Origin of the sequence: Nocardia sp. NPDC052112, from assembly GCF_040680135.1 — a bacterium.
Lineage (GTDB): Bacteria > Actinomycetota > Actinomycetes > Mycobacteriales > Mycobacteriaceae > Nocardia.
Genome location: NZ_JBFAWD010000007.1, coordinates 317,016 through 335,518 on the forward strand (window position 1 = coordinate 317,016; position 18,503 = coordinate 335,518).

The following is an 18,503-nucleotide window of genomic DNA, read 5'->3' on the forward strand; positions in this document are numbered from 1 at the left end:
AGTATGACGCTCGAATCCCAGGGCACCCATGACGGTGTGCCCGCCTACTACTTCGATAATCGCCTATCCGGTCCACTGCTGAGCCATCATGAGCAGTGGGACCGGCTCGCCAGCACCCAGTCCGCGTTCAGAAGCACTGTCGCACAGGGGTATTGGGTCATTACGGACGGTCAGGCGGTCCAAGAGGCGCTACAGGACTGGCGGACGTTCTCCAGCACCTCGGTGACGGTCCTCGAGCCGAATCCGAAGTTCTTGTGGATTCCGGAGATGCTGGATCCGCCGCTGCACACCAAGTGGCGGCGGCTGTTGGGCAGCGAGTTCGGACCCAAGTGGGTCGCCACCCGCGAGGCGGAGATACGGAAGATCGCGGCGGACATGATCGACCGGCTGCTGCCCGCGGGGAGCGCGGACGTCCTCGACGAGTTCGCGCGCCGGTTCCCGACCCTGATCTTCATGCGGCTGATGGGCCTGCCAGAGCAGGATCTGGAGCAGTTCCTGGAATGGGTGCACGAGATGCTGCATCTGCCGCACGCCGAGGATCCCGACCATCGTCGGCAACTGGCCGCGATGACCGCCGCGTCGGCTTATTTCGAAGAGCAGATCGCGCTGCGCCGCGACGCCGCGCGCGATGATCTGCTGTCCCGCATGATGGGCTGGCGGATCGATGGCGAGCTTCTCGGCGACGCCGATATGCACGCGTTCTGCATTCTGATGTTCCAGGCGGGTTTCGATACCGTCCCCATCGCGATCGGCTGGGCCATGTATCACTTCGCCGCCCACTCCGAGCAGCGCGCGGCCATAGTTGCCGACCCCGGGTTGATCGCCAATGGCGTCGAGGAAGTTCTGCGGGTCTATTCGTTCGTCATTCCGGCGCGAAAGGCGATGCGGGACACCGAGATCGGTGGTTGTCCGGTGAAATCCGGTGACATGGTGATGCTTCCGCTCGCGGTGAGCAACCGCGACGCCGAGCGGTTCGACAATCCGCTCGAGGTGGATCTGCATCGCGCCACGAACAACCACATCGCCTTCGGTTCGGGCCCGCACCGCTGCCTGGGTTCGCACCTGGCCCGGCTGGAACTGAATGTGGCGATGCAGGAGTGGCACAAGCGAATTCCGGACTACCGGATCGCGTCCGGACAGCAGCTCGAGCAGACCGGAAACATGTACGGCCTGATGTCATTGCGCCTCGAGTGGTGAACCACGGCCGGGCCGGCGCATGACGAAACGACCGAAATTCACGCCGTCGAAAGGCTTTACCACGTGGGAATTCGCGACCAGCTCACCCGGTTGCTTGCCGAGGCGCCGGCCGATGCCGAAGCGATCGAGCACGAGGAGATCTGGTGGACCTGGGGTCGGATTCAGGCGACCGCGCGCTCGGTCGTCGATGCGCTGGAATCGGCCGGTCCAGGTGTGGGATCCCGAGTCGGTGTGGTCCTGGAGAACCGACCCGAACATGTCGCGGTGGTCGCCGCGCTGATCGCGTCCGGTCGATGCGTCGTGCTGCTCGCACCGCTGCAGCCGGCGCCGCGGCTGGCCGCCGATATCATCGCGTGTGATCTGCCGGTGGTCGTGTGCGGATCCGAGCTGCTCGCCCGTGACGGCGTGCTCGATGCCGCCACGGCGGCCGGTATCGCCCTGGAACTGCGGGCCGACGGCTCGGTGCGACGAGTGGGCGGCCAGGTCTGTGCCTGCGCCGTGACCAATCCGGGAACCGTCGTCGAAATGCTCACCTCGGGGACGACCGGTGTGCCCAAACGGGTGCATCTGCGGACCGAGCAGTTGGATCAGGCACTGACTTCCGGAGGACAGACGGCTCGGGGAGACCGATTGCTGTCCCGATCCGCGGTACTGGTGAACGCGCCGCTCGTCCATATCGGCGGCCTGTGGCGGGCATTGGCGTGCCTTGCCATGGGTCGGCGGATGATTCTCATGCCCAAGTTCGTCCTGGAACCATGGGTCAGCGCCGTGGAGCGGCATAGGTTGCGGGCCGTGAGCCTGGTGCCCGCGGCGCTGCGGGCCGTACTCGATTCCGGAGTGTCGCGGGAGCGACTGGGGAGCCTGCAGGTCGTCACCTCCGGGACGGCGCCGTGTCCGAAAGAGTTGGCGGACTCCTTCTTTCGCACGTACGGCATCCCGGTGCTGATGACCTATGGGGCAACCGAATTCGCGGGCGCAGTGGCCGGCTGGACGCTGGCGCTGCACGAACAGTGGTGGGACCTGAAGGCAGGCAGCGCCGGTCGGGCCTTCCCCGGCGTCGAGTTGCGGGTGACCGGCGAGGACGGCGTCGAGCTCGGCGGTTGGACGACCGGACGGCTCGAGGTCCGCACCGCGCAGACCGCGGAAGGCGCCGGAGAGTGGGTCCAGACCAGTGATCTGGCGCGCATCGATGTCGACGGCTTCCTCTGGATCGATGGACGTGCCGACGACGCCATCATCCGCGGTGGCTTCAAGGTCCAGCCGGAGACCGTCAAGCGGGTGCTGGAGTCGCATGTGGCGGTGCGTGAGGCCGCGGTGGCCGGACTGCCCGACCCCCGGCTCGGACATGTGCCCGTGGCCGCGATCGAAATCGAACCGGGACTGATACCTCCCGACAGCGACGAACTCGTCGCGCTCTGTCGCGCACACCTGCTGCCGTACGAAGTGCCGGTGCACGTCGTAGTTCTGGACCAGCTGCCGCGCACGCCATCGAGCAAGGTGAGCCGGATGGAACTGCTCGATATCGTGCGAGAGCGACGGAACCGATCATGACCGCACCGACGATCGGATTCATCGGCGCCGGACGGATCGGTGCGGCGATGGTGGAGCGACTACTGGCGGCGGGGCGCCGGGTCCGGCTGTACGCGCGACGGCCGGAAGTGCGGGACCGACTGGCGGTACTCGGTGCGGAGCCTGTCGATCGAATACGGGATATCGCGGCCGCGGATGTCGTGGTCAGCTGTCTGTTCGGCGACGACCAGATATCCACTCTGCTGCCCGAAGTCGTCGAGGCGATGGCCGAGGGCACGGTCCTGCTGTCGCACACCACCGGGACGCCGGAGGTGCTGCGCAGTCTGGACCGGTTCGCGCCGACCGGACGGGCCGCGGTCGTGGACGCGACATTCAGCGGGACACCGGAGGCCGTACGCGCCGGCGAGTTGGTGGTCTTCCTCGGTGGCGCGCCCGATCACGTCGCGAGCGCGCGCCAGGTCGTCGAATGCTATGCCGGAACCGTCATCGAAACCGGTGGTCGGGGCTCGGCGTTGCGGGTGAAGTTGATCAACAACCTGCTGTTCGCCGCGGTCTCGCAGCTGACCCTGCAAGGTCTGACATTAGGCCGCGGGGTAGGGATAGACGAAGGCGTAATGCTCGAAGCGCTCGCGATCAGCAGCGGCGGTTCGACGGCCGGGCGTTATATCGCCGACCGCGGCGGATCCGAATCCTTCGCCGCCGCGGTCGCATCCTTTTTGCAGAAGGATGTCGCCGCCTGCAGAGCCGCATTGACTGATTCCGGCGTGGATTTCTCGGGCCTGCTCGGCGCGGCCTGCGGCGGACCGATCGACATCGGCGATACTGCTCTTAAAGAGGGAACTTAATTCCGATATCGCCACTACAGAGCGGCCCTCTTTCGCTACACTCGCGCTGAGGTTCGAGCTCCAAGAAGGAGGCTGGCCAATGGCCTCAGTGGTGAATGACAATGCGGTCGCCACCTCCGATCGGCACGAGGCGCCACCGTCGATGGTGGAGCGGATGACACTGATCATGGATTCGTTCGGTGGCCCGCAGATCCGGCTCTCGCTCGAGGATGTCGCCGGACGCACCAATCTGCCGCGCTCGACAACCCATCGCATTCTGGAACAGCTGGTCCGGCTGCGTTGGCTCGAGCGCAACGGTCGTGACTACGGCCTCGGTCAACGGGCACTCGGGTTCGGCGGCCGGGAAGAAGGGCACGATGCGTTGCGGACAGCGGCGTTCCCGCTCCTGCACAACCTGTCGGTGCGCACGGAAATGGTGGTGCACCTGGCTGTGCTCGACGGCGCCGAGGCGTACTACCTGGACAAGTTCGGCGGCAAGGCCGCGGTCCAGGTGCCGTCGGTCGTCGGTGGCCGGGTGCCGGCGCACTGCACGGCCGTCGGAAAGAGCATGCTGGCGTGGCTGTCGCCGGAACAGATCGACGATCTGTACCGCGATGTCCTGACCAAGCGGACCGCGCACAGCATCGGCGATCTCGAGGTCCTGCACCAGGAGTTGATTCGCATTCGCGCGCGTCGCGGTCTGGCTTTCGAGCGCGGCGAATGCTTCCAGCACATCGCCTGTGTCGGTGCGGCTGTCCGCGGACCCAAGGGGCCGGTCGGCGGGATTTCCCTCGTCGGCGACGTGCGAGCACCGCTCGAGCGACTGGCGCCCCTGGTCGCCAATACCGCGCAAGCGATATCGGAGAAGCTGATGGGTGACACCGCGCGCAAACATTCGGCGCGCTTCGAAACCGTTGTCGTGCGGGATGAGCCGCAGAGCCCGGCACTCACCGAGACCGTCGGACGAATCCTCGCTCTGGGCGAGCGCGGCGAGTGGTTCTGAGCTCCCCGTACGCAGCCGGGCTGATTTCCGCTGAGCGGAAAGCACCACAGGTCCATCGCATTTCCTGACCAAACTTGCGTTCCAGTCGGCCGTCGGCTCGATCCCCCGCAAGAGAGGTGAGGACCCCTATGCGTCCGCTTCCGGATCCGGTGTCGATGGGCGCCAGGCGCTTCCGTGATGTGCTCGGTCATTTTCCGACGAGTGTTGTCGCGATTACCACCACGGCACCGGACGGGCGTCCGCACGGGTTGATCGTCGGCACCTTCACCTCGGTTTCGCTCGAGCCACCATTGGTGTCTTTCCTGGTGAACCGGACCTCGTCGACGCTGTCGACGATCCAGCAGGCGGGCCGATTCTGCGCCAACGCGCTCGCCGGCAACCAGGAACCGACCTCACGCCGGTTGTCGGCTCGGGACGCGGATCGGTTCGCGGGGGTGGCCTGGGCACCGTCACCGCTCGGCAATCCGGTGCTGGACGGCATCGTGGCCTGGGTGGACTGCACGCTCGTACAGGTCGTCGAGATCGGTGACCACTATTTGGTTGTCGGCCGGGTCAGCGATCTGAATATCGAGTCCGTGCGGACACCGCTGCTCTTCTTCCGCGGCGGATACGGTGACTATCTCGCCAGCGCGACGCTGCTGATGGATCGTCTCGTCGGTTGGTGGTGACCCGGGCCCGGATTCGGATTCACACCAACATGTCGTCGACCGGCAACCCGAAGGTGCCCCGTCCGTACAACGTCAGCGCCGTGCCGACATCGTTGGACGCGTGAATGCCGGCGATATGTGCGTCGCGCCAGGCCCGCTCGATCGGATTGCGACGACGCAGCAGCATCCCACCGGTCGCAGCGAACACCAGATCGATCGACGTCAACGCGCGCTCGGCACCCAACGCTTGATCACGACGGGCCCGCAACCGCAATTCGAGCGGAATGTCCTGTCGCCCACAGACGCATTCGTACAAATCACGGAGGCTCCGGCTCATCTGCAGGATGGACGCGTCGATTTCCGCGCTCGCGCGGGCCGCCGCGGTCGACTGATCCGCGGTAATACTGCCACCACCGAAACTGAGCCGGTTACTGTCTCGCATCCGCGCCAGAAAGACGTCGAGGCAGCCCTGTGCCATACCGACCATCGGTGAGCTGTTCGCGTAGGTGTACATGGTGCCGTACGGCATCCGGTAGAGCGGGCCGGGATTTGCCTTATGTCCCGGGCTCTCCAGCCGTGCGATGTCGTAGAACCGTGTAACGCGGTGTTCCGGAACGAAAATCTTCTCGGCGTACAGATCGTCGCTGCCCGCGCCGCGCAGTCCGGCCGCATCCCACACCTTCGAGATCCGATAGTCGGCACCGGGCACCAGCCCGCTGACCATATCCACCGGCTGGCCGTTCTCGGCCACGATGGTGCCGCCGAGCAGAGCCCACGACGAGTGCGCGCATCCGCTGGCGAATCGCCAATGGCCCGAGACTTCGTAGCCTCCGGCGACCGGAACGAATCTCCCGACCGGTGCGTAGGACGAACAGATCAATGCGTCCGGATCCTGCGACCACACATCACGTTGCGCCCGCTCGTCGAAAAGTGCCACATGCCAAGGGGCCAAGCCGAGTACCGATGTCACCCATCCGGTCGAGCCGCACGCGGTGGCGACCGCGCGGACCGCATCGTAGAAGTCCAGCGGATCGGCCTCCAGCCCGCCCTGCGATTTCGGTCGCAGCAGCCGGAAGATGCCCGTACCGATCAAATCGGTCATCGTCTCCGCGGGTATCTCAGCGGTCTCGTCGACCAGCGCCGCCCGTTCGGCCAGCGTCGGCAACAGTTCGCCGACCGCTGCGGCTACCTCTGCATTCATGGCGGGCTCTTTCGTATTCTCGCCCCTACACCAGTGACTTCAAGGCGGAGCGTAACAGGCACGCAGACATTCGAGCCCGGTCGATCAGCGCGCGACCCAGCTGATGGCTTTGGTCTGCAGGAATTCGTCGAGGCCGAATTCGCCCCATTCCCGGCCGATTCCGCTCTGCTTGAATCCGCCGAACGGCACGCGCGGGTTGACCCCCGCGCTGCCGCTGTTGATCGCTATGCCGCCCGCGCGAACACGGGTCGCGATGTCGTAGGCGGCCATGATGTCGGCACTCCAGACGGCGCCGGCCAAACCGTAGGGGCTGTCGTTGGCGATGCGGACCGCGTCGTCGTCGGTGCGGAACGGGATGACGACGCCGACCGGGCCGAAGAACTCCGTCTGCGCGATCGTCATGGAACTGTCGACATCGACGAAGAGGGTCGGCTCCACGAAGTAGCCCTTGTCCAGGCCGGCCGGGCGTCCGCCACCGCTGACGATCCGCGCGCCCTCCTCCTCGCCGACGCGGATCAGCTTCTCGACCTTCTCCCGCTGCGCCGCGGTGATCAACGGACCCATCGTGGTGGATTCGTGTGCCGGATCGCCGACCCGGACACCGGCGAGCGCGACGCGCAGCCGTGCGACCAGTTCGTCGTGGACGGATTCGTGCACGATCGTGCGGGTCAGGATCGAGCAGCCCTGGCCGGCGTGCGCCGTAATGCCCATGAGTGCGGACCGGACCGCCCCGTCGAGGTCGGCGTCGGCGCGGACGATATTCGCGGACTTGCCGCCGAGTTCGAGTACGACCTTCTTGATCGAGCTCGCGGCCTGCGCGTAGACCATCCGTCCAACGGTGTCCGATCCAGTGAAGCTGACCAGGTCCACCATGGGATTGGTGGTCAGCTCCCGGCCCGCGTCGATATCGCCGGTCACGATGTTCAGTACGCCCGGCGGCAGACCGGCGGCATCGGCGAAGTCACCGATCAACAAGGATTCCAGCGGGGTGGTCGGTGCGGGCTTCAGCACCGCGGTGCATCCCGCGGCGAGGGCGGGGATCACCTTCATCATGCTCAGGAAGAAGGGGAAGTTGTAGGCCGCGATCAGCGCACAGACCCCGAAGGCCTCGCGCCGGATCTGTCCCTGGGAGATGCCGATCCCCGCGGCGATGGTGGGTTCCATCGGGCGCTCCCACGCGAATGTCGGCATGACCCGTTCCGCCATATCGCGCAGATGGGCAACCGGCACCCGGGTTTGCAGAGTCTCCGCCAACGTGCGGACCGATCCCGCCTCGGCCATATTGACGGCGACGAGTTCGGGCAGACGGCGCTCCATCTCCTCGGCCATGCGCAGCAGCACCGCGGCCCGCTCGGCGGGCTGCATCCGCGGCCAGGGACCTTCGTCGAATGCCTTGCGCGCGGCCGTGATCGCGCGACGCACATCCGAGATCGATGCCTGGGGGACGTCGGCTATCGCCTCCTCCGTCGCCGGATTGCTCACACTGACGAGTTCGTCCGACTCGCCGTCGGTGCGGCGTCCGTCGATGTAGAGCTGCGTCGAGAACGAGTACGCCGTGGTCATGTTCGGTCTCCTGATTGCCGGATCTGCGTCGGTCTTCTGGACAGGCTCACCTGCGGCGCTGCCCGCATACCGCACCATAAAAGTGTACTGAATAGCCGAACTGGCCGAGTCGTTTGTCCAATTGCCGCTGAGTGGAAAGGTCGATTGTGTGATCCGCCGCACAGGGGTGTGCTGTCGCGTACGTCTTCGTCCCACTCCGAGCAGGGCGAACGCGATCACGAACCAACGCCACGGATCGATTGCTCGGTGCTATTCGCCAAACGTGAGCTCCGTGGCAGCCCCGAAAGGACTCGTTCGATGAGCCCTGCAATGCAATTCGACGAATCGCCCGATGCCGCAGACATCGACGCCGCGGCTGGTGCTTTCCCTGGCCTCGACCGTGCTGATGCTCGAGATACTCACCCTCAGTTACGTGATGGTCGTGATGGCGGCGCCGGAAATCTCCGTGCATTTCCAGACGACTCAGGGGGCTTGGCTGCTGACGGCATTCCTGCTGGTCGGGGCGGTGACGGGTCCGCTGCTCGGCAAGCTGGCCGATATGTACGGCAAGTGGAAGATATTGCTGGCCTGCGTCGCCGTCGCGGTGCTCGGCTCGCAACTCCTATATCGCGCCGATCTCGCTCGAAATGACCCATGGCGCGGTGCTCTACACGGATAGGGGATTCCAGGTCGCGTTCCTGATCGGCGCGGTGGCCTGCGCCATCGGCGCGCTGCTCGCCGCGCTGCTGCCCCGCAAGATCGAGCAATTGCCGGCACCCGTCGTGCGGGGTGCCGAGGCTCCGGTATTGACGCACTGATCGAGACGAGGGCGGCCGCGTGCAAACGCGGCCGCCTTCCTCAGGATGTGGTGCCGATCAGGGCGAGGCTGGAATGGGCATACGCGGCACGACGTTTGGGACTCACCAGATACGAGGGCGGGGCGAAGTAGCCGACATCGCGAGGCAGGGCGTCGGCGCGGCGCGCGAGGGCTGCACGAGCGTCCGCGGTGGTCCCGCAGAGCGCGATCTCAGTGAGCATTTCGTCGGTGACCGCCCTGACCATGCCGTCGGTATCGCCCGCGCGGAATGCCGAGCGCAGTTGTGCGACAGGGCTTTCCCAACCGTGATGGGCGACGTAGGGGTCGTAGGTCTTGACGGTGAGGTAGAAGGCGATCATGCGCTTGGCGTCGGCAATGGCGCGTTCCGGTGCGTTGTCATCGATGGCGGTGATGATCCAACCGTGTTCGAGTGGGCTCCGACTGCTACCGGCCGCCCCGCGGTCGACCGCTGGACGCACGATGTCGTTCCACCAGGTACTGGTGAACAGGCCGTGGCCGATCACACCATCGCCGACCCGGCCCGCTGTAGCGGCCATCCGGCTGTTGAATCCCGCGAGCAGTACCGGGATATCGAGGCGACCGAGCACTGGGGCCCGGACATCGGCGTCTATCGAATAGAACTCACCGGAGTACTGGATCTTCTCGCCGTTTTCCGCGTGCAGCCACGCGCGCACCACATCGATGGTCTCCGCGATTCGGTCGACTGGGCGATCGGCGGGGACGCCGAACCAGTCACGGTTGATCCGGAAGGCGGCGGTGCCGAGGCCGAGGAACAGTCGACCCGATGCCTGCGCGTGCAGCTGCCGCATGGCGGTGGCGTGCGCGTACGGGGTGCGGGCGAAGGCGTAGGCGATGGCCGGACCGACCAGTGCGCGTTCGGTACTGGCGACGATCTCGGCCACGGTGAGGTAGGCGTCGTGGTCGACGAAGTCACCGGTGCAGAAGGCTTCCACACCGGCCTGCTCGGCCTCCCTCCCGACGTCGCGGCCGGGCCACGGCATGCCGAACTTCATCGAATTCTCCTCTTGGACAGACTGATCGGTGGTGGATGCGCGTCAGCGCAGCGTCCAATCGCTGCGGGGCACCGCGGCGCGGTCGACGTCGGCCTTGCCGATCGGGTTGCCGATCTGGGTGTAGGACAGGCCGGTGCGCAATGCCTGGGTGCGGGTGGCATCGAGCGATTCCCAGATCGCCCGGACCGTGCCCTGGATCGCGGCCGGTGGTTTGGCGGCGATGATGCGGGCGATCTCCTCGGCGCGATCCCAGAGCTGATCGCGCGGCAGTATCTCGCTGACGAGGCCGATCTGCATGGCGCGCTCAGGGGACAGGCGCTCGTCCAGGCCGAGCAGCGCGATGCGCAATGTCTCACCCAGCGGAATGCGGCGGGCGAGCCCGATCGGTTCCAGCGCCGCGGTCAGCCCATAGCTGACATGCGGGTCGAAGAAACTCGCGTCCTCCGCGCAGATGATGATGTCGGCCTCGTTGAGCCAGTAGAACGCGCCACCTGCCGCCATCCCGTGCACCGCGCAGACCAGCGGTTTCCACACCTGGTTGAGCTTCGGCGACAACTTCTCCCCGGGATCGGTCTGCGACCAGACATTGGACTGTCGGTCGAAGCCCTGTTTGACATCCATGCCGGTGCAGAACGCGCGGTCGCCCGCACCGCGAAGCACGACGACACGGATATCGTCATCGAACTTCACTCGCTGCCAGATGCGCTCGAAGTCTTCGAGCATCTCCTGGTTGAAGCTGTTCATGGCTTCCGGTCGGTTCAACGTGATCGTCGCGACGTGGTCGGTCACGTCGAACAGGACGGTTTTCAGCTCCATCCGGAAACTCCGATGTTCGTGGGTCGGCTGAATGCGGCCCTCCGGAGAGGGGCTGGATTAGAGTGTAACAAATTGTTCCGCTTGCGACATTCGGCTCCGCGCTGGTCGTGGTCCGATTCGAACCGCTTAATATGTGGTAGACAAGCAATAGTGCCGTGCGGCCCGACCCTTGGGCTGCTGCGTATTCTAGATAAGTCGTATACTCTTCTCTGGTCTCGGTTGTCCGGATGTGTTCGTGACGACGGCGGTCGGGGCGAGATGGCACGACGAGATCCACGGAGGAAGTTTCGATGAAGCCACGCGTGGGGCAGACGCTCGCCAGCACGGTCGACACGACGACGGTCATCGTCGTGCGCGCTCCGCAGGCCGATCTGGAGATCACCTGTGGCGGAGCGGCGATGGTCGATCCGAAGGGCCCCGATGCCATCCCCGCCGGCACCGCCGATCCCGAGCAGCTGGGCGGTTCGCAGCTGGGCAAGCGCTACGCCGACGAGGAACTCGGTGTGGAACTGCTCTGCACCAAGGCGGGGCAGGGCACGCTGGCGGTGAACGGTGTCGCGTTGCCGCTGAAGAACGCCAAGCCGCTGCCGGCCTCGGACTGAGAGCGCATCGATGAACGTAGCGATGCTGTTGGATATGGCCGCCGACGGTTTCGGCGACCGAATCGTGGTCGGGCGGACGGCCGATGGACTGACACCGGCGCGCTTGCGTGAACTGGCCGCCGGTGGGGCGCGGGTGGTCCGCGCGGCGGGTGCCGACGCGATCGTGTACCTCGCCGTCAACGGTCCGGCCTTCCCGGTCGCGCTGTTCGCGGCGGCCCAGGCGGGTGTGCCGCTGGTGCCGGTGAACTACCGCCTCGGCGCGGAGCAACTGGACGCATTGTTGGCGAATCATCCACGCGCATTCGGTGTCGCCGATCCCGAGCAGGCCGGGGCCTTGCGCCGGGCGGGGCTGTCGGTGCGGAGCCCGCACGAGTGGTTGGCTACCGCGGCGGATGCCGGTGTCGACGAGGGTGACGAGGTTGCGCCCGCGCCCGAAACACCCGCGGTTTTGATCTACACCAGCGGCACGACATCCGCGCCGAAGGGTGTGGTCCTGCGGCACCACAACTTGGTGTCGTATGTGCTCGGCACGGTGGAATTCGCGGGCGCGGACGCCGACGAGGCGGCGCTGATGAGCGTGCCGCCGTATCACATCGCGGCCGTGTCCAACGTTTTGACGAACCTGTATGCCGGGCGTCGGGTGCTCACCCTCGAACAGTTCACGCCGCAGCATTGGCTCGAACTCGTACGCGAGCAGCGGATTTCAAATGCGATGGTGGTTCCGACCATGCTCGCCCGGATCATGGACGGCGACGGGCTCGACCGCTCGGTCCCGTCATTGCGTTCGCTCGCCTACGGCGGCGCGAAGATGCCGGTGCGGGTGATCGAGACCGCGCTGCGGGAGTGGCCGCACGTCGATTTCGTCAATGCCTACGGGTTGACCGAGACCTCGTCCACGATCTCGGTGCTCGGGCCTGACGAGCATCGCGCGGCGGTCGCCAGCGATGATCCCGCGATGCGTGCCCGCATCGGCTCGGCCGGTCGGCCGGTGCCAGGTATCGAGCTCGAGGTGCGCGCCGAATCCGGTGCGCTCGCCGAGGCGGGGGAGCCGGGCCAGATCTGGGTGCGTGGCGAGCAGGTCTCGGGCGAATACGCCGGGCATGGTGCCTCGGTCGACGAGCGGGGTTTCTTCAACACCCGCGACCACGGCCACGTGGATGCCGACGGCTACCTCTACATCGAGGGCCGGGTCGACGACACCATCATCCGCGGCGCGGAGAATATCGCGCCCGCCGAGATCGAGGACGTCCTGCTGCGGCATCCGGATGTGCTCGACGCGGTCGTCGTCGGTGTGGTCGACGAGGAGTGGGGTCAGCGAATCGAGGCCGTTGTCGTCCTGCGCAGCGGGGTGGACGTCGACGCCGAACAACTGCGCGCGCAGGTGCGAAAGACATTGCGCGGCTCCAAGACTCCCGATCGCATCACGTACTGGCCGGAACTGCCGCGTACCGCGACCGGCAAGCTGGTGCGCCGGGATATCGCCGCGGCGCTGACGGCCGATCGTCAGCCGACCGCGGGGTGAGCACTTTCGACATCACGATCGAGGGGCGCGTCGCATGGGTGCGCGCGGACGAGGTCCGTGCCATCGGATTCGTCTCCCGGGTGTTTCCCGATGACGAATTCGACCACGAGGTCGCCGATTTGGTGCGCGAACCCGCGGCGCGCAGGCGCGCCGCCCTGCGGATCCTGAAGGCGAATCTCCAACTGGCCGAACGCACCGAGCCGGCGGACTACATCGCGGTGGAAAGCGAACTGCACCACGGATTCTTCACCGGAGAGCAGCGCGCGCAGACCGCCCAGGCGTTGCGTGTGCCGGGCGATCCGGTTGCATGAGTCGTGAGGACAGCGCTTGCTCCGGTTCCGGAGTGAGCAGTGCGGAAATGATCGGCCGATCGTATCGCCGATACAAGGGTGTGCGCATCCGTTCGGAGGGCACCTGCGATCTGATCGCCACCGTACCGGGCGCGAAACGCTTCCTCGCCCAAGAGCATTGCATGGATGCGAACGAGATCGTCGCGAGCAGTGGTGCTGAAACCGGGGCCGGCACATATGGTTCGCCGATCGTACCGACGAAATGGCAAGGGTGAGTGAGCATGAGCGTTGTCGCGAATAGTTCGCAGTTGGTGCAGGAGCTGACCGCGCGCACCGCTGTCGCGGTCCGCGGTTGGGCACCCGCCGCGACGGTAGTGGGTGTCGAACCACTCACCGGCGGAACGTCGAGCCTGACATATGTGGCCGAATTATCTTGTGCACCAGCCGGATACGAGCGCGTCGTGCTGAAGGTAGCACCTCCCGGTCTTGCGCCGGTCCGCAACCGAGATGTCCTACGCCAAGCCCGAATCATGGAAGCACTGGCGGATCGGCCCGGGGTGCGGGTGCCGAAGGTCCTGTTCCACGATGCGGGCGCACCACCGACGGTTCCGCCGTTCATCGTCATGGACCTGGTGCCCGGCACCTGCGTCGAACCGGTGCTCGTGCCGCGCGGCACGGTGCCCGCTGACCAGGTGCGGGCCCGCGCATTCCACGCGGCCGGAATGCTCGCCGATCTGCATCGAGTGAACCCGGCGCGCACCGCGCTCGAGACCGAGCCGGTGGTTTCCCTCGGCGCTGAGATCGACCGCTGGACAAGGGCTTTCACCACCGTATCGGACGATCTGCGCACCGGATACGAAGCGATCGCGGACCGCCTGCACACCACCGCGCCCGCCGCCATGACACCGGTCTTCACCCACGGTGACTACCGGCTCGGCAACACGCTATGCGAAGCGGATCACATCACCTCGATCATCGACTGGGAAATCTGGTCCCTCGGCGACCCCCGGATCGACGTGAGCTGGCTGACCTTCTTCACCGACGATGCCGCGCATCCGGCATCGGTATCCGATGAGCCGACCGGCATGCCGGGCAAGGCGGAACTGGTCGACGCCTACCAGGAGGCGCGCGGCGCCGCCCTGCTCGACCTGCCCTGGTTCGAGGCGCTGACCAAATACAAGGAGTCCGCCGCGACCGCCTTGCTGATCAAACGCGGCCGCAAGTCCGGCCAGTGGAACGACATGCACCAACGCATGCTGCCCGCGTTGCCGGTATTGCTCGATGAGGCGATGGAACTGCTGGGCTGATGCCGAAGCTCAGCCGCGGGCTTGCCGGTACCGCACAGCGGTATGCAGTGCGGGACGCGGCTCGGTGGTGTTGGTCGGCTCGCCGGGGAATATCGTGTGAATACCGATCCCGAGTTCGCGGTTATCGGCCGCGCTCGAGCAGCGGCGTGAATATCGGCGGCGTGATGCCCGGGTCGATTACCGGCAGCAGGCGAGGGAACTTGCCGAAGCCAAAGCCGAGCACGAGTGGTTGAAAAACGCGCCGTCGCATTGTCTTCGGCAGACTCTCATGGACTTGGACATGCCAATCGTTTGGAGCTTGGGTCCAGACCACGGTCTCGGCGACGTTCATGCGTCGATCGTCGACCTGTCCAATAGGGCAAGTATCTCGTCGGTGGTACCGGTTTCCGCGATCTTGGGAAATACCTTGCGCAGTACGTAGTCGTGATCTTCCTGATCCAGATCGGTCACGGCATCGGTGGCAATGGTGACGTTGAAACCGTATTCGTGCGCGCCACGCGCGGTCGATTCCACGCCCATGCTGGTGGCGATCCCGGTCACGACGACCTGGGTGACCTCGCGCTCGCGCAGCCACCCCGCGAGCGTGGGATCGTGGAACGCGCCCCAGACCCGTTTGACCACGGTGTGGTCACCCGGCCCCAACTCGGACAGCAGGGCAACGGCCTCGGCCGCCGAACTCGCGGCCGCCGAGCTGGACTGTCCGCCCGCTGCGCGAGCGCGGCTCGCCTCGGTGCGGCCTGGCGCGACACCGGCCGCCGTCACGATCACGACCGGGAGGTTGCGTTCCCGGAACGCGTCGGCCAGCCGGATCGACTGCTCGACAATCGACTTCGCGGAGTGCACGGTCGGCAGCGCCACCACCGCATCCTGCAGGTCGACGACGACCAGCGCCGTGTGCGCATCTATTTCGGTCAATGGCATGAGATCGCCTTTCGGTCCAAGATCGACATTATTCTCCACTGAGAATGCCAATTGCGCTTTCGTGCAATCGGGTCGGCCCTCAGTACAATCCGCCGTCCACCCGGATCAGTGCGTCGGTGGTGTAGCTGGAAGCGTCGCTGGCGAGGTACAGCGCGGTGCTGATGATCTCCTCCGGCTTACCGGGCCTGCCGAGTGCACTGCGGGTGATGTGTCGCTTCTCCTCCGCCCAGGCCTTGGAGATATCGGTGAGGAACGGCCCCGCCGAGATGGTGTTGACCCGCACCTTCGGCCCGTACTCCTGAGCGAAGACGGTGGTCAGCACATTCAGTGCGGCCTTGGCTCCGGCGTAAGGGCCGAATCGTGGTTGCGGCAGCAGTGCCCCCGAGGAGGAGATATTGATGATCGAGCCGCCGTCGCCGTCGGCCATCCGCCGCCCGATCAGCGACGCGAGCCGGAACGGGCCCTTGAAATTGACCCCGATCACCTTGTCGAACAGCTCTTCGCTGGTCTCCTCCGAGGACGGCGCCAGCGGCGACATACCCGCATTATTGACCAGGATGTCGACCTTGCCGAACTCCTCGTAGGCCGCGTCGGTGAGTCGGCCGAGGTCGTCCCAGTGGCCGACGTGCGCGGCGAAGGGCAGGGCGCGCCGACCCAGCTCGCGAACTTCCTTGGCGGCGACCTCGCAGGCGTCGAGTTTGCGGCTGGTGATCACCACATCCGCGCCCGCGGCGGCGAAGGCGCGCACCATTTCCAGGCCGAGGCCCCGGCTGCCACCGGTGACCAGCGCGACCTTGCCGGTCAGATCGAAAAGCTGCGCCGTCATGCGTTCACCCCGCCGCTGAGGCTGTCGTCATTGATGATGTGCGCGTAGCGCTTTCGCGCCTCCTCGAGCTTCGGCGGGATATGTTCGCTGGGGAACAGTCCCTCGGCGGACCGATACTTCTTCAACATCTGCTTGGCGACCGTCGTGCGGTGCACCTCGGTCGGGCCATCGGCCAGGGCGAGATTCGGGGCGGCCATCCACCACTTCGCCAGCGGCAGCTCATTGGTGGTGCCGAGTGAGCCGTGCAGGTGCAGCGCGCGCTGGATGATGTCGTGCAGCACCTTGGCCATGGCGACCTTGCACATCGCGATCTGCGTGCGGGCGGCGCCGTGCGGCTGGGTGTCGATGATCCAGGCAGTGTTCAGCACCAGCAATCGGTACTGCTGCAATTCGATCCAGGAGTCCGCGATGAACTGCTGTACGGCCTGCTTATCGGCGAGCAGGGTGCCCTGGGTGCGGCGGGAGATCGCGCGCTCGCACATCATGTCGAAGGCTCGAGTGCATTTGCCCACGGTGCGCATGGCGTGATGGACGCGGCCGCCACCGAGGCGGGCCTGGGCGACCTTGAAACCCTCGCCGGGTGCGCCGAGCATGGCGTCGAGTGGGACCCGGACCTGGTGGTAGCGGATGTAGCCGTGGATGCCCTCGTCGAGGGAGTCGCGTTCATCCATGGTGCCGACATTGCGCTTGATCTCGATGCCGGGCGTCTCGGCGGGCACGATCAGCATCGACATGCGGGTGTGCGGTGGCGCGTCCGGATCGGTGACGGCCATGACGATGAGGAATGACGCGTACCGGGCGTTGGAGGAGAACCACTTCTCGCCGTCGATCACCCACTCGTCCCCGTCGCGCCATGCGCGACAGACGAACTCCTTCGGGTCGGCGCCCGCCTGCGGTTCGGTCATAGAGAAGGTGGAGACGATCTCGCCGTCGAGCAGCGGCTGCAGGTAGCGGGCCTTCTGTTCCTCGGTGCCGAACATGGCCAGGATCTCGGCATTGCCGGTGTCCGGTGCAGCAGTGCCGAAAACCGTTGGCGCCCAATAGGACCGGCCGAGGATCTCGTTGAGGTAGGCGAGCTTGACCTGACCGTAGCCCGGCCCGCCCAATTCGGGGCCGAGGTGGCAGGCCCACAGGCCCTGCGCCCGGACCTGCTCCTGCAACGGCCGCAGGATCGCGCGGGCCTTCTCGTTACCGGTGTCGTACGGGTCGCCGCCGTGCGGGAACAGCAGGTCGAGCGGCTCGACCTCCTTGCGCACGAACTCCGCGGCCCAGTCCAGCTTGGCCTGGAACTCGGGTTCGATCGTGAAATCCAGCATCGGTCCTCCGGAAGGGATCAGTGGGTGAGGTAGGTGCGGGCGGCCATGAGCAGCGGCGGGATGCCGTGGCGCATCCGCTCCACCCGCTCGATGACCTGGCCGCGGCGCTCGGCGTTCTTGACCAGCAGCGCGGATGCGGCGGCCTGTTTGTAGCGGACCAGGGCGTCGAACCAGCCGAGATCCGTCACCGGCGCGCCGCTGGCCGCCTCGTACACGGCGAGCAGTTCGTCGGGTTCGAGTGTCGGAGCCGCGGGCGCGACGGCCGTCGGATGGGCGGGATCGGACATCAGTCGCAGCCACGCCAGGTCCAGGCGCGGATCGCCGACCGACCAGATCTCCCAGTCGATCACCGCCCGGATCTCGGTACCGACGCACTGCATATTGCCCAGCCGCCAGTCGCCGTGCAGGAGCGCGGGCGGCAGCGGCTTCGGAACCGCGGCGGCGAGCAGTTTCCGGCACTTGATTTCGTCGAGTTCCGCATCCGGTTCGAGCGCACAGGTGGCGAACGCCCGCTGCCACCGCTCGACCTCGGCGCCGAGGGTGACCGTTGGCTCGTCGATGCCCAATTCGGTGGGACCGACCGTGTGCAGGGCCGCCAGCATGCGGGCGGCCGCGGCGGCCCGCGCGCGCACCTCGTTCGGTGCGGGACGACGCTCGAGCGCGCTATGGCGGGGTTCGTGCCCTTCGCCGTCCGCGAAGGACATGACGAACAGCGGCGGGACCTCCGGCGGCGCGCCGATGTCGGAACCGAGCAGTTCCGGCACGGCTACGTCGGGCACCCCGGCGAGCGCGGTCAGTGCGTGGGCTTGGCGCAGTACATCCCGGTTCCGGACTGGTTCGAGACCCGGCGGGGCGACCTTGACCACGACGCGAACCCGCTCGTCGGTCACCGCCGAATAGGTGAGGCTGGAGGTGCCGCCGGTCAGTTGCGTCAGGTCGTGCAGTGGACGGCCGATCGCCGCGGCCGCGCGACGCGCGATATCGGCGGGATCGGCAACACCGACCTTCGGTCCCACCACCTGTGACCCGTCGGCCATACCCACTCCGTTCGACAGAACGTCATACCACCGTGCAAGAAAACGATTCTTGTGAATCGATAACCGAACAG

General features: G+C 66.3%; 19 protein-coding genes and 1 pseudogene. 11 read left to right on the top strand and 9 right to left on the bottom strand.

The features are described from left to right. The first annotated feature begins 3 nt into the window (after positions 1 to 3). The 5 genes from AB0L58_RS16575 to AB0L58_RS16595 all read left to right on the top strand — a co-directional run bounded on the left by AB0L58_RS16575 (position 4) and on the right by AB0L58_RS16595 (position 5,222). Positions 4 to 1,197 carry a cytochrome P450 gene (locus AB0L58_RS16575; RefSeq protein ID WP_364387308.1) on the top strand — a complete coding sequence of 398 codons (1,194 nt, stop codon included), beginning with the start codon at positions 4 to 6 and terminating at the stop codon, positions 1,195 to 1,197. Between the two features lie 63 nt (positions 1,198 to 1,260). Continuing rightward, on the top strand, positions 1,261 to 2,748 hold the full coding sequence (locus AB0L58_RS16580; RefSeq protein ID WP_364387310.1) for a fatty acid--CoA ligase family protein: 1,488 nt from the start codon (positions 1,261 to 1,263) through the stop codon (positions 2,746 to 2,748). Beyond that, positions 2,745 to 3,572, top strand: coding sequence for an NAD(P)-binding domain-containing protein (locus AB0L58_RS16585; protein ID WP_364387312.1), 828 nt, complete (start codon positions 2,745 to 2,747; stop codon positions 3,570 to 3,572). Before AB0L58_RS16580 ends, AB0L58_RS16585 begins: the two co-directional genes overlap by 4 nt. Positions 3,573 to 3,651: 79 nt before the next feature. Continuing rightward, a complete protein-coding gene (locus AB0L58_RS16590; RefSeq protein ID WP_364387314.1) occupies positions 3,652 to 4,554 on the top strand; it encodes an IclR family transcriptional regulator in 903 nt (300 codons plus the stop codon). 128 nt (positions 4,555 to 4,682) lie between these two features. Further along, positions 4,683 to 5,222, top strand: coding sequence for a flavin reductase family protein (locus AB0L58_RS16595; protein WP_364387316.1), 540 nt, complete (start codon positions 4,683 to 4,685; stop codon positions 5,220 to 5,222). A gap of 19 nt (positions 5,223 to 5,241) precedes the next feature. Here AB0L58_RS16595 and hsaA read toward each other — a convergent pair whose 3' ends face one another. Together hsaA and AB0L58_RS16605 are read right to left on the bottom strand one after the other, a co-directional pair. Continuing rightward, positions 5,242 to 6,402: a 3-hydroxy-9,10-secoandrosta-1,3,5(10)-triene-9,17-dione monooxygenase oxygenase subunit gene (gene hsaA / locus AB0L58_RS16600; protein WP_364387318.1), complete on the bottom strand. Its 1,161-nt coding sequence runs from the start codon at positions 6,400 to 6,402 to the stop codon at positions 5,242 to 5,244. A gap of 84 nt (positions 6,403 to 6,486) precedes the next feature. Continuing rightward, positions 6,487 to 7,965, bottom strand: coding sequence for an aldehyde dehydrogenase family protein (locus AB0L58_RS16605; protein WP_364387320.1), 1,479 nt, complete (start codon positions 7,963 to 7,965; stop codon positions 6,487 to 6,489). Positions 7,966 to 8,296: 331 nt separating this feature from the next. Between AB0L58_RS16605 and AB0L58_RS16610 the strand changes: the two are divergent. Together AB0L58_RS16610 and AB0L58_RS16615 are read left to right on the top strand one after the other, a co-directional pair. Continuing rightward, positions 8,297 to 8,579 (top strand): annotated as a pseudogene (locus AB0L58_RS16610) (MFS transporter); the annotation flags it as partial. Between the two features lie 27 nt (positions 8,580 to 8,606). Beyond that, complete coding sequence (locus tag AB0L58_RS16615; RefSeq protein WP_364387606.1) at positions 8,607 to 8,762, top strand: hypothetical protein; 156 nt, start codon at positions 8,607 to 8,609, stop codon at positions 8,760 to 8,762. Positions 8,763 to 8,802: 40 nt separating this feature from the next. Here the strand turns inward: AB0L58_RS16615 and AB0L58_RS16620 are convergent, their stop codons facing one another. Together AB0L58_RS16620 and AB0L58_RS16625 are read right to left on the bottom strand one after the other, a co-directional pair. After that, complete coding sequence (locus AB0L58_RS16620; RefSeq protein WP_364387322.1) at positions 8,803 to 9,795, bottom strand: LLM class flavin-dependent oxidoreductase; 993 nt, start codon at positions 9,793 to 9,795, stop codon at positions 8,803 to 8,805. Between the two features lie 42 nt (positions 9,796 to 9,837). After that, positions 9,838 to 10,611 (bottom strand): enoyl-CoA hydratase/isomerase family protein, encoded by a 774-nt coding sequence (locus tag AB0L58_RS16625; protein ID WP_364387325.1) that lies wholly within the window; start codon positions 10,609 to 10,611, stop codon positions 9,838 to 9,840. A gap of 290 nt (positions 10,612 to 10,901) precedes the next feature. Between AB0L58_RS16625 and AB0L58_RS16630 the strand changes: the two genes are divergently transcribed. The 4 genes from AB0L58_RS16630 (at position 10,902) to AB0L58_RS16645 (ending at position 14,332) form a co-directional block, all read left to right on the top strand. Beyond that, positions 10,902 to 11,213 carry a hypothetical protein gene (locus AB0L58_RS16630; RefSeq protein WP_364387327.1) on the top strand — a complete coding sequence of 104 codons (312 nt, stop codon included), beginning with the start codon at positions 10,902 to 10,904 and terminating at the stop codon, positions 11,211 to 11,213. A 10-nt stretch (positions 11,214 to 11,223) separates the two neighbouring features. Next, a complete protein-coding gene (locus tag AB0L58_RS16635; protein WP_364387329.1) occupies positions 11,224 to 12,735 on the top strand; it encodes a long-chain fatty acid--CoA ligase in 1,512 nt (503 codons plus the stop codon). Next, positions 12,732 to 13,046 carry an enoyl-CoA hydratase-related protein gene (locus tag AB0L58_RS16640; RefSeq protein ID WP_364387331.1) on the top strand — a complete coding sequence of 105 codons (315 nt, stop codon included), beginning with the start codon at positions 12,732 to 12,734 and terminating at the stop codon, positions 13,044 to 13,046. Before AB0L58_RS16635 ends, AB0L58_RS16640 begins: the two co-directional genes overlap by 4 nt. Positions 13,047 to 13,306: 260 nt before the next feature. After that, positions 13,307 to 14,332: a phosphotransferase family protein gene (locus tag AB0L58_RS16645; RefSeq protein ID WP_364387333.1), complete on the top strand. Its 1,026-nt coding sequence runs from the start codon at positions 13,307 to 13,309 to the stop codon at positions 14,330 to 14,332. A 121-nt stretch (positions 14,333 to 14,453) separates the two neighbouring features. Here AB0L58_RS16645 and AB0L58_RS16650 read toward each other — a convergent pair whose 3' ends face one another. From AB0L58_RS16650 to AB0L58_RS16670, 5 genes are all read right to left on the bottom strand, one after another. Continuing rightward, positions 14,454 to 14,663 carry a hypothetical protein gene (locus AB0L58_RS16650; protein WP_364387335.1) on the bottom strand — a complete coding sequence of 70 codons (210 nt, stop codon included), beginning with the start codon at positions 14,661 to 14,663 and terminating at the stop codon, positions 14,454 to 14,456. Then, positions 14,660 to 15,253, bottom strand: a complete 594-nt coding sequence (locus AB0L58_RS16655) for an isochorismatase family protein (RefSeq protein WP_364387337.1) — start codon at positions 15,251 to 15,253, stop codon at positions 14,660 to 14,662. Before AB0L58_RS16655 ends, AB0L58_RS16650 begins: the two co-directional genes overlap by 4 nt. Positions 15,254 to 15,332: 79 nt before the next feature. After that, positions 15,333 to 16,079, bottom strand: a complete 747-nt coding sequence (locus AB0L58_RS16660; RefSeq protein ID WP_063039187.1) for a glucose 1-dehydrogenase — start codon at positions 16,077 to 16,079, stop codon at positions 15,333 to 15,335. After that, positions 16,076 to 17,395: an acyl-CoA dehydrogenase family protein gene (locus tag AB0L58_RS16665; protein WP_364387340.1), complete on the bottom strand. Its 1,320-nt coding sequence runs from the start codon at positions 17,393 to 17,395 to the stop codon at positions 16,076 to 16,078. Before AB0L58_RS16665 ends, AB0L58_RS16660 begins: the two co-directional genes overlap by 4 nt. 17 nt (positions 17,396 to 17,412) lie before the next feature. Next, a complete protein-coding gene (locus AB0L58_RS16670) occupies positions 17,413 to 18,432 on the bottom strand; it encodes a phosphotransferase family protein (RefSeq protein WP_364387342.1) in 1,020 nt (339 codons plus the stop codon). Positions 18,433 to 18,503 lie beyond the last annotated feature (71 nt).